The organism is Kineococcus glutinatus (assembly GCF_039542765.1).
GTDB lineage: Bacteria > Actinomycetota > Actinomycetes > Actinomycetales > Kineococcaceae > Kineococcus_A > Kineococcus_A glutinatus.
Genome location: NZ_BAABIL010000148.1, coordinates 1 through 811, shown reverse-complemented (window position 1 = coordinate 811; position 811 = coordinate 1). Strand labels below are relative to the sequence as shown.

Annotated in this window: 1 protein-coding gene; it reads left to right on the top strand. The window is 74.7% G+C overall.

Going from position 1 to position 811, the window contains the following annotated elements:
- Nucleotides 1-85: 85 nt before the first annotated feature.
- Nucleotides 86-811: potassium channel family protein (locus ABEB16_RS06530; RefSeq protein ID WP_345711449.1), on the top strand; the 726-nt coding region annotated here is incomplete at its 3' end.

The following is an 811-nucleotide window of genomic DNA, read 5'->3' as shown; positions in this document are numbered from 1 at the left end:
CGCGCGGTCCGGTCGCGCCGCGCGGTCCGGTCGCGCCGCGCGGTCCGGTCGCGCCGCCGGCCGGCCCGCGTGGTAGGCAAGGGGGGTGGCCGACGTCGAGCGGGTGCAACTACCGGCACGCAGGGCGATCGGGCCGCTGCGCTCCATCCTGCTGCGCTTCGCCCTGGCCGGTGGGCTGGTCCTGCTCAACTGGGCGCTGGTCCTCGTCGAGCGCGACAGCTACACCGACAGCCGCGACGGCGAGGTGTCGGTCATCGACGCCCTGTACTACACGACGGTCACGCTCTCCACGACCGGCTACGGCGACATCACGCCCGTCACGCAGGCCGCGCGGCTCACCAACGCCCTGCTCATCACCCCCATGCGGGTGCTGTTCGTCATCATCCTCGTCGGCACGACCATCCAGGCGCTCACCGAGCGCTCCCGCACGGAGTTCCGCCTGGCGCGGTGGAGGGCACGCATGCGCGACCACGTCGTCGTCCTGGGCTACGGCACGAAGGGCCGCAACGCGTTGCGCGCCCTGCGGATGCGCGACCACCCGCAGCAGGACCTGGTCGTGGTGGAGTCCGACGCGCGCGTCGCCGCCCAGGCCTCGGCGGACGGCTACGTCGTGGTGACGGGCAGCGCCACCAGCCCCGAGGTGCTGCGGGAGGCGCTCGTGCAGCGCGCCCGCACCGTCATCGTGGCCCTCGACCGCGACGACACCGCGATCCTCGCCACCCTCACGCTGCGCCGGATGGCCCCGCGCGCCACCGTCGTCGCGGCCGCGCGGGAGGCCCAGCACGCGGAACTGCTGCTGGAGGGCGGGGCC